We start from the raw sequence: 9,141 nt of genomic DNA, 5'->3' as shown, positions 1-9,141 counted from the left end.
CCACCACCAGGACCAACACCACCGCGCTCACCACGCGCGCCGCCAGCCCGCGGAAACGCGCCGCCATTGCCGGCGAGCAAGATGGCCTTCTCCTTGGTGGCATGCGTATCACATTGGCCGTAGAGGAAGATGGTGTCGTTCTTGAACTCCACCTTGAGGTTCTTGATGCGGTCGCCCAGTTCGGTGCGCAACAGCGTTTCCACCTCCTTGGCCTCGTTCTTGCCGCCACCAAAGATTGCTGCACCTACGTTCTTCAGGAAACTAAAGGTTCCCATTGGATAGTCTCCTTGTGATTTCAAGTGCCGTGACAGGTTTGTTCTTCCAGGAAACGTGCGCGATGTGGTGCAGCGGAGGAAGGCTGAACGGATTGCGGGAGAGCCGTACCCCTCCTTTCTCCCCCGAAAACCGCGCGGCGCCCAGCAAGTGAGGCGCCGCTTGTTTTGTTATGGAACTTGCTTCTGCGACTCCGCTTAGTACTTGATGACCGGCTCGAGCTGCTTGGCAGCCTGCACCCAGCCTTCTACCTGGCTGAGTCCGGGCAGCTTCCGCACGAGTTTGTGCTTCTCGTTCACCTCGGTGAGGGCCGCATGGAGATTCTCAGGCTTGCGGTTGCGCAGTTCCTTGACGCTGTCCACACCCGCCTTCTCCAGCAGCTCGGCGTACTCGCTGCCAATGCCTGGGATGCGGAATAGGTCCGCGGCGTTCACCCACTTCAGGATCAGGGACTCATCGATGCCGGTAGCATCTGCCAAGTCCTTGCGTCCCTTGCGCGTGGCCCCTTTTTCGAGCAGGTCGCTCACCGTCGTGATTCCGGCCTTGGCCAACTTGTTTGCATGAGATTTGCCGATACCTTCGATTTCCACAATCTTGTAGTTTGCCATGGGTAGCCTCCCTCAGCTGGTAAACCCGACAGTCGACCATCGCTCCGTTGTGCTTTTAAGTTAACAATTCCTGCGATTAATGTCAACAGATATTTTCACTGGAGGATTGTTTGGCAAAGCTTTGCGTGGCCTGGCTTCGCTGGCGAAGGGAAAGATTCCTCTTGACATTCTCGTTGAGGTTCATATCTTTACCCGTGGAATCTTTGCTACTCGTTGACCTTGCGGAGGAAGAGCCATGCAAGACTTTGAGAAGTTGGGTGTCTTCTACTTGGGCCGCCTTTATGACTTGGAGAAAAAGGCGCGCCGCGACGAGCTCTTGCTCTACGACTCCAGGGACTTGGTGACCCACGCCGTCTGTGTGGGGATGACCGGTAGCGGCAAGACGGGCCTGTGCATTGGCCTTCTCGAAGAGGCCGCGCTCGATGGCATCCCCGCGATTATCGTCGATCCGAAGGGCGATCTCCCCAATTTGCTGCTGACGTTCCCAGAGCTGAGTCCCGCAGAGTTCCTCCCTTGGGTCAACGAGGACGATGCGCGCACGAAGGCCCTTTCTGTCGAAGAGTACGCCCGCGAACAGGCAGAGCTGTGGAAGAAGGGCCTGGCCGAATGGGGACAGGACGGCGCGCGGATCCGGCGGCTGCGCGAAGCGGCCGATTTTGCCATCTACACGCCGGGGAGTACCGCCGGCCTGCCGGTGTCCATCGTTGCCTCTTTTGCTGCTCCTCGCCAAGAGATTCTCGATGATAGCGAGCTCTTGCGCGAGCGCGTCAATACGACTGTGACCAGCCTGCTCAACCTGATGGGCATCGAGGCGGACCCACTGCAAAGCCGCGAACACATTCTGCTCAGCAACATCCTCGACCGCGCCTGGCGACAAGGTCAGGACATGGAGCTTGCCGCGCTCATTCAGGCCATTCAGTCCCCACCGATGAGCAAGATCGGTGTGTTCGATGTGGAATCGTTTTTCCCCACGAAAGACCGCTTTGCGCTGGCCATGCGGCTCAACAACTTGCTGGCCGCCCCAGGGTTTGAGACTTGGCTCGAAGGAGAGCCATTGGACATCGACCGCATCCTCTACACGCCGGAGGGCAAGCCCCGCATGGCCATCTTTTCCATCGCCCACCTCAACGACGCCGAGCGCATGTTTTTTGTCTCCCTTCTCTTGAGCCAGCTCCTGGGATGGATGCGCACCCAATCAGGCACCAGTAGCTTGCGCGCACTGTTCTACATGGACGAAATCTTTGGTTATTTCCCGCCGGTGGCCAATCCACCTGCCAAAGCACCGCTGATGACCCTCCTGAAGCAGGCGCGGGCATTCGGCCTGGGGATAGTCCTTGCCACCCAAAACCCCGTGGACCTGGACTACAAGGGCTTGGCCAACACCGGCACCTGGTTCATCGGCCGGCTGCAGACGGACCGCGACAAACAGCGGCTACTGGACGGCCTGGAAGGGGCAAACCTCGGCAGCGGCTTCGACCGCAAGCGCATGGAGCAGACGCTGGCCAGCTTGGGTAAACGCATCTTCCTCATGAACAACGTCCATGAGAAAGAACCGGTCATCTTTGAGACGCGCTGGGTCATGTCCTACCTGCGAGGTCCGATGACCAGGACGCAGATCAAGCAGCTCATGGACGAGCGCAAGAAGGCGGTGCCGGTGGCACAAGCGGCGGCTACGCCGACCGTTAGTGCGAAACGGCAGGCAGCAACGGCGCGGCCAGCGCTGCCGCCGGACATCCCCGAATACTTCCTGCCTGTGCGCAGAGGACAACCAGGTGACAGAGTGCTGCGCTACGAGCCGAAACTCTTGGGGCTGGCGAAGGTGTATTACCTGGACAGGAAGCTGGACATCGACGCCGAGGAGACTGCGGCGCTCCTTGCTTCGCTGCCCGATCATCCGGCCCTAATCGACTGGGACGCCGCCGATCGAGTAGAGATGGCCGAAGCCGACTTGCAGAGGGCAGCCGCAGACGAGCATGCGGTGTTCGGTGAGCTGCCTGCCGAGGCCACCAAGAAGGCCAACTACGCCGAATGGCAAAAGGACTTGCAGGAGTGGCTCTTCCGTAAACACAGTCTGCAAGTCCTGCGCAGCCCGTCCTTGGGGCTCGTGTCCAAGCCGGGCGAGACGGAGAGGGACTTTCGCATCCGACTGCAGCTTGCTGCCCACGAGCAGCGTGACCAGATGGTGGAGCGCTTGCGCCAAAAGTACGCACCACGCATGACGTCGCTGCAAGAGCGCGTGCGCCGCGCCGAATGGGCTTTGGAGCGAGAGGTGGAACAGGCCAAGCAGCAGAAGATGCAGACGGCCATCTCGCTGGGTACCACGCTGCTCGGTGCCTTTGTGGGAAGAAAGGCCATCAGCCATTCCACGATCGGACGCGCAACTACTGCCGCCCGCGGGGCCAGCAGGGCGATGAAGGAGGAACAGGACGTGCGACGGGCGCAGGAAAACCTGGAGCAGGTGCGGCAGCAGCTGGCAGAGTTGGAGCAGCAACTCGCCCGCGAGATAGAAGAGATGCAGGCGCGCACCGACCCCATGAACGAGAAGCTGGAAGCTCTGGTGCTCAGGCCTCGCAAGACGGATGTGAACGTCTCGTTGGTCGCCTTAGCCTGGGTGCCCCATTGGCAGGACCAGGCCGGACAGCTCTCGCCTGCATGGTGAAAGCCCAACTCGGGGGCGGAGTGTCACGCCGGCCCTTTCTCCGAGAAGCGGCCGGAACGTTGTGTCGAGAAGGCGTGAACCCACCGCTGCAGTCTCCTTCGCCGTGGGGAAAGCAATGCGGAGGTCGCGCCCGTTGGAGTGAAGGGCGTAGTTGCGCGCCGTGCCCCGAGAGCACTTTACGGCAGAGCGAATTGCCCGAATCGAAGAGGGGCCACAGGGGAGAAGGGAGATGAGCCAACACAGCGCGGGCATCCTGCTGTTCAGGCGCCTGCACGGCAAGCTCGAAGTGCTGCTCGTGCATCCTGGCGGGCCATTTTGGGCAAAAAGGGACCTCGGCGCCTGGTCCATACCAAAGGGCCTGTACAGTGAAACGGAGGACCCACTCCAGGCGGCACTAAGGGAGCTGCAGGAGGAAACCGGGTTAGCAGTCCAGGGGAATCCCATTGCCCTGGGGGAGTTCCGCCAACCGAGCGGCAAGATAATCCACGCCTGGGCTCTGGAGCAGGACTTTGACGTGACGCGACTGGTGAGCAACACCTTCTCGCTGGAATGGCCAAAGGGTTCTGGGAAGATACAGCAGTTTCCCGAGGTGGACCGCGCTGCCTGGTTCGAGGTCGACGAGGCGAAGAAGAGGATTCTGCAGGGGCAAGTTCCAATCATTGACAGGCTCGTGGCAATTGTGGCGCGCCAGGGGGAGCGGCAGGCAGCTGCGCCATAGCCTGTATGCCGCGGCCTGGCGTTGTGCTGACTCCTACCGGAGGCCAGCGGGCAAAGCACTGTCCCCAAGTCATGCTTTATGGACCAGCCTCAGGGCGGTGACCGGCCCAATGGCCGAATTGCCTGGGAACCCCTCCCATCGAGACCCTCCCTGTTCAGTCGAAGCAGACCCTTGGTCGATGAGCATGGCCCTGCAAATAGTGCTTGACATTGTCGCTGAGAAATATTATCTTAAGCCGTCTCAAGATATATCAAGACAATGACGATGATGAGAGTGGGTGGGTTGGAGGGGAGCAAGCGATGCCGCTGGTGATAAAGGGAAAGACCTACTACAGAACTCACGAGGCCTTGGAGCTGGCGGGCATCAGTCGTGCCACGTGGTACCGCTGGAAGGCCGCCCGCCTGGTGCGCGATGCCAAACAGAAGGACCGGCGGGGCTGGCGCCTGTTCACCGCGGAAGAAGTGGAACGGCTCCGGGAATTCGCGCAGCAGGTGAGGACTGTGCCCACCCAGTCCGAGCTTGACCTGAAGTGACCCCGGCAGACCGGGGGTGGTTGGGATGGGAAGTGTGAGGGGTCTGCTATGAGCAAGATAGGGAGGAAGAGGGTGGTCGTTGCGTTGGGCAGCGGCAAAGGCGGCGTGGGCAAGACGACGCTCGCCTTAGCTTTGTCAGAACGTTTGTGTGCCCAAGGACACACGGTCACCCTTGTCGACGCGGATCTTGGGGGACAAAACCTCACGGCGGCGCTCATGCATCCTGCGGGTGGGCCGGCCCGCGAAGGCCCTCTGCTGAACACCGTCGCGGTGCCACGCCGAGGAATGGCCGGGGGCCAACTCCAACTGGTGAGCGTCTGCCAGACACCGTCGGATGCTTACGAAGACGATGGCCTTGCCGGACGCCTTGCGCGCACCCTGCGCAAGCTGAATTCTGGCCTTGTGATTGTCGACCTCGGCCCGGGCATTGCCCCGTTCACGCTGGATTGTTTCTTGGCTGCGGACCTCGGGGTAGTGGTGACCACTCCTGAACCCTTAGCGGTCCGCGGCTCGTTCCGCTTCCTTGAGGCATGCCTGCTCCGCGGTTTAGAGCGAGAGGCTCATGGGCGTCCCGAGGCGGAGAGGCTGTGGCGTTTCCTGCGCAAGCGCCGTGGCAATGAGGACAAACCTCTGCGCGACCTCCTCGGCGGTTTCAACAGCGGCCGCCATTGCCTGACCAGCCTGTTGGAAAACCTTTTGCGGAAGGTGCGGGTGGGAATCGTCGTCAACTGCGTGCGCGATGAAGGAGACAAGCGCGTGGCGCAAACGTTGCGCGCTATGGTTCTCGACCTCTTAGGCATGCACACTGAGCTGTGGGGCTATGTGCCGTTCCTGCGGGAGCTGCGCCGGCTCTCGCGGGCCCGCCACGGCGACGGCACGTGGACGACCCAGCTCTTTGACGGCAGTCTCGACCCATTGAGCAGCGTAGTCGAGTTGGCCGGACGTGGCCTGCGCCGCGGCTGGCCGTCCGCCAGGATTACGGTGGTGGACGGCCAGAATGGGCCGCAGGTGGTGTGCAGCACACGCTGCACCTGCTGGTCAAGCTGCGACCTGCGGCGCGGCGGGTATCCCTGCCGCATCACTCCCCTTGGCGAGCTAAAGACGCTGCTGGCCGACCTTGCGGCGGAGTAGGGGCAGCGGGGACGAGGGCTCTCCCCTGGTACTGAGGTGAAAAGGGCGTGCGACGCGGACGAGTGTTGGTGGTCGACAATGAGCAGCGCATGTGCCAGGTGTTGAAGGCGGCGCTGGAGGCCGATGGACACTACGTGGCCATGGCCTTCGACGGTCAGACCGCGTTGGACACGTTTGCCCGCGAGCCCTTCGACGTGGTGCTCTGCGACCTCAAGATGCCCGGCATGGACGGCCTGCAGGTGCTTAAAGAGCTCAAGGCGCGCCACCCCGGGGTCGAGGTCATTCTGATGACCGCATACGCCACCGCTCAGACCGCAGTAGAGGCCATGAAACAGGGGGCGTACGACTATCTCATCAAGCCTTTCGAGACAGATGAGCTCCGCCTCAAAGTCGCGCGCCTCATCGAAAAGCGGCAGCTGGCTGAGGAAAACGTGGCCCTGCGGCAGGAGCTGCGCCACACCTTCGAACTTGCCTATGTGGTGGGGCGTAGCGAAGCCATGGAAAAGGTCTACCGCATGGTGCAAAAGGTGGCCCCCACCGATGCCACTGTGCTCCTCCGGGGCGAGAGCGGCACCGGCAAGGAGCTCATCGCCAGAGCCATCCACGAACTGAGCCCGCGTGCCGACAAACCGTTCGTCGCCGTGAGCTGCGGCGCCTTGCCGGAGAGCCTTCTGGAAAGCGAACTCTTCGGCTACGAAAAGGGCGCCTTCACCGGCGCCGATCGACGAAAGGAGGGATTGTTCCAGGCAGCCGGCGAAGGGACGCTCTTCCTGGACGAAATCGGCGATGTCTCGCTGGCCACCCAAGTCAAGCTCCTTCGCGTGCTGCAAAGCCACGAGATGGTGCCGCTGGGTGCCACCAGACCCATCCCTGTACGCGCCCGCATCATCGCTGCCACCAATCGCAACTTGGAGGAAGCGCTCCACGCCGGCACTTTCCGTGAGGACCTCTACTATCGCATCAATGTTTTCCCCATCGTGTTGCCGCCGCTGCGCGAGCGTCGCGAGGATATCCCGGAGCTGGTCAACCACTTTCTGCGAAAGTACGGAGGCCCCAAAGCGGCCATCGAGCCTGATGCCTTGGCAGCCCTGATGCACTACACCTGGCCGGGCAATGTGCGCGAGCTGGAGAACGTGGTGGAGCGCACCGTGATCATGACCGGCGGGGGAGTGATTACGCGCGCCGACTTGCCGGCGCACATCGTCTACAGCGCAGCACCGTCCTCGCCTGTGGAAATCCCCGCCGCAGGGCTGTCCCTGGAGGAAGTGGAGAGAAGCTTGATCGTTAAAGCTCTTGACAAGGCAGGAGGAAACAAGACCGAAGCTGCACGCCTATTGGGGGTGACACGCCGCAGGCTGTACTCGATGATGGAGCGACTTGGCGTTCGCCCACCGTGAAGTTAAGGATTTGGGGACGGAGCTGCAGAGCAAAGCCCATGGTCCGGGGAAAGGGCAGAATTTGCGCGGATGATGATGGGAGGAAGAGCGGATGAGGCGCGAACAGAGGTCGTTTGCCTTCCCGGTGGGGACGTTTGTGCTGTTCGTGGCGGTGCTGCTCTTGTCACTGCGGGGGACGCCCCACGAGCGGCGTTTGGTAGTTGGGGTTCAGCTTACCGAGCCCCAGATGCTCGATTCGTTGCTTGCGGCGGCCCGCCGCGAAGGGGGCCGCGTTTCCGCGTACGAGGCGCCCATGGGCAGAGTGTTCCACCTCGTGGAGCGCCAAGGGTCCGGAGGAGTCCGGGTGATCGTGGAATGCTTGCCCCCCGGCACGGAGAACGTAGCGGCAAGCTCCGTGCTCATGGCCCATGCCGGTCCACAGGGTTGGCGTCCTGATGTGGTGCTGGCCGTGACCCTGTGCGACGTGGCCAACACCGCCCCCGGCGACATTGCGCTCAACAGCGCCTGGACCATTGGCCACACCGGCAGGATAGACGGCCACGGGTACCGCCCCGGGGAGCTCTGGACGTGGGACCCCACTCTCCGAGGCGCGAGACCGGCTCGCTTCTTCTGGTCGAACCAACGTCTCTTGGCGATGGCGGTGGATAGTTACCTCACACTGAGAGACCTGCTCGTGGCTGAGCAGAGATACACCGACGCCGGTTCGGCAGATCCTCTGCCGCGTTTGCATCTCGATCGGGTGGGAGTGAGCACGGAACTGGAGTTTGTATCATCGCCGCTGGTGGATAGCTGGCAAGAGGCTCTTGCCAGCGCAGCGCAGGACGGTCTGCGCTTGTTGCCGGGCTCCACTGAGCGGGGCCTGGCTGCTGCGGCGAAGGTTTTCCAGGAAAGCGGCATCCCCTTTGCGGGCGCTGCGGTGAGTGCTCCTCACGAACCGCTGCCAACAGCGCTCGGGGTGGCCAGTCGCTTCCTCTGGACGTGGATCGGCGAGGTGGCAAAGGATTGGAGTCCCATGGAGTAGTGGGAGGTACTCCGCTGCGGAGGGAGAGCATGGAGATCAAAACTGTTCAGATCAAGAAGCCCGATGACGTCAACGTCATCATCGGCATGTCGCACTTTATCAAGACGGTCGAGGATGTGCACGAGGCGCTGGTCTGCTCGGTACCTAACATCAAGTTCGGCTTTGCCTTCTGCGAGTCATCAGGGCCGCGCCTGGTGCGCTTTAGCGGCACCGACGAGCATCTGATCAAGCTGGCGCAAGAGAACGCCTTAGCCATTGGCGCGGGGCACTCGTTTGTCCTTCTCTTGGGAAATGCCTACCCGATCAACGTGCTGCGTACGTTGCGCGACGTAATGGAGATCGTCAACATCTGCTGCGCCACGGCCAACCCGGTGGAGGTGCTGGTGGTGGAGACGGCTCAGGGGCGGGGGATCATTGGCGTCGTTGATGGCCAGAGCCCGCTCGGTGTCGAGACCGCCCAGGACGTTGCGCATCGCCAGGACTTCCTGCGCCGCATCGGCTACAAGCTCGGCTGATCGACCGGAGTGGGGGTGGTGCCCTGTCCAAGCGGCGTGCGGTAACGTTGAAGCTCACCGGACACCCGCTTGCGGGCGGTCCGCTCGAGGGCGTTGTTAGGCTGGCAAACTATTTCCTAAACGGATCTCTTGTGCCTTTCTTCCCAGTATACGGATTATAGTTTCCTTTCGTACTGTAGTTGTTGAATTTCGACTTATCGGGGTTTGTTTTCCTATGAGGCGCAACGTATGTCCCGCTTTTCTTTGTGTAGCCTCTTACACGATGAGAGGACTTGGCACAAGTCTC

Annotated in this window: 9 protein-coding genes; 7 read left to right on the top strand and 2 right to left on the bottom strand. The window is 61.6% G+C overall.

What is annotated here, in order from left to right; translation table 11 throughout:
- Positions 1-275 (bottom strand): hypothetical protein (locus H5U38_12710; protein ID MBC7187887.1); only part of this gene is annotated, 275 nt, incomplete at its 3' end.
- 195 nt (positions 276-470) lie between these two features.
- Entirely contained in the window at positions 471-881 is a 411-nt protein-coding gene (locus tag H5U38_12705; GenBank protein MBC7187886.1) for a DUF4332 domain-containing protein, read from the bottom strand.
- Between the two features lie 235 nt (positions 882-1,116).
- Between H5U38_12705 and H5U38_12700 the strand changes: the two genes are divergently transcribed.
- The 7 genes from H5U38_12700 to H5U38_12670 all read left to right on the top strand — a co-directional run bounded on the left by H5U38_12700 (position 1,117) and on the right by H5U38_12670 (position 8,855).
- Positions 1,117-3,540: an ATP-binding protein gene (locus tag H5U38_12700; protein ID MBC7187885.1), complete on the top strand. Its 2,424-nt coding sequence runs from the start codon at positions 1,117-1,119 to the stop codon at positions 3,538-3,540.
- 229 nt (positions 3,541-3,769) lie between these two features.
- A complete protein-coding gene (locus H5U38_12695) occupies positions 3,770-4,258 on the top strand; it encodes an NUDIX domain-containing protein (GenBank protein MBC7187884.1) in 489 nt (162 codons plus the stop codon).
- A gap of 299 nt (positions 4,259-4,557) precedes the next feature.
- Complete coding sequence (locus H5U38_12690) at positions 4,558-4,791, top strand: hypothetical protein (protein MBC7187883.1); 234 nt, start codon at positions 4,558-4,560, stop codon at positions 4,789-4,791.
- Between the two features lie 48 nt (positions 4,792-4,839).
- Positions 4,840-5,922: an AAA family ATPase gene (locus H5U38_12685; GenBank protein MBC7187882.1), complete on the top strand. Its 1,083-nt coding sequence runs from the start codon at positions 4,840-4,842 to the stop codon at positions 5,920-5,922.
- Positions 5,923-6,011: 89 nt separating this feature from the next.
- Positions 6,012-7,319 (top strand): sigma-54-dependent Fis family transcriptional regulator, encoded by a 1,308-nt coding sequence (locus tag H5U38_12680; protein MBC7187881.1) that lies wholly within the window; start codon positions 6,012-6,014, stop codon positions 7,317-7,319.
- 91 nt (positions 7,320-7,410) lie between these two features.
- A complete protein-coding gene (locus tag H5U38_12675; GenBank protein ID MBC7187880.1) occupies positions 7,411-8,340 on the top strand; it encodes a hypothetical protein in 930 nt (309 codons plus the stop codon).
- Between the two features lie 29 nt (positions 8,341-8,369).
- The gene (locus H5U38_12670) at positions 8,370-8,855 is read left to right on the top strand and encodes an adenosine-specific kinase (GenBank protein MBC7187879.1); all 486 of its coding nucleotides are present in this window, start codon (positions 8,370-8,372) and stop codon (positions 8,853-8,855) included.
- Positions 8,856-9,141 lie beyond the last annotated feature (286 nt).

The sequence above is a fragment of the Calditrichota bacterium genome (assembly GCA_014359355.1).
Taxonomy (GTDB): domain Bacteria; phylum Zhuqueibacterota; class Zhuqueibacteria; order JANLFK01; family Oleimicrobiaceae; genus Oleimicrobium.
The sequence above is the reverse complement of the archived record's forward strand: the minus strand, read 5'-3'. Positions and strand labels throughout refer to the sequence as shown.

What these genes read in the sequence shown, in the direction of transcription:
- H5U38_12700 (MBC7187885.1), top strand. Translation starts at nt 1,117, where the DNA reads ATGCAAGACTTTGAGAAGTTGGGTGTCTTCTACTTGGGCCGCCTTTAT.
- H5U38_12670 (MBC7187879.1), top strand. Translation starts at nt 8,370, where the DNA reads ATGGAGATCAAAACTGTTCAGATCAAGAAGCCCGATGACGTCAACGTC.
- H5U38_12680 (MBC7187881.1), top strand. Translation starts at nt 6,012, where the DNA reads ATGTGCCAGGTGTTGAAGGCGGCGCTGGAGGCCGATGGACACTACGTG.
- H5U38_12685 (MBC7187882.1), top strand. Translation starts at nt 4,840, where the DNA reads ATGAGCAAGATAGGGAGGAAGAGGGTGGTCGTTGCGTTGGGCAGCGGC.
- H5U38_12705 (MBC7187886.1), bottom strand. Translation starts at nt 881, where the DNA reads ATGGCAAACTACAAGATTGTGGAAATCGAAGGTATCGGCAAATCTCAT.
- H5U38_12695 (MBC7187884.1), top strand. Translation starts at nt 3,770, where the DNA reads ATGAGCCAACACAGCGCGGGCATCCTGCTGTTCAGGCGCCTGCACGGC.
- H5U38_12675 (MBC7187880.1), top strand. Translation starts at nt 7,411, where the DNA reads ATGAGGCGCGAACAGAGGTCGTTTGCCTTCCCGGTGGGGACGTTTGTG.
- H5U38_12690 (MBC7187883.1), top strand. Translation starts at nt 4,558, where the DNA reads ATGCCGCTGGTGATAAAGGGAAAGACCTACTACAGAACTCACGAGGCC.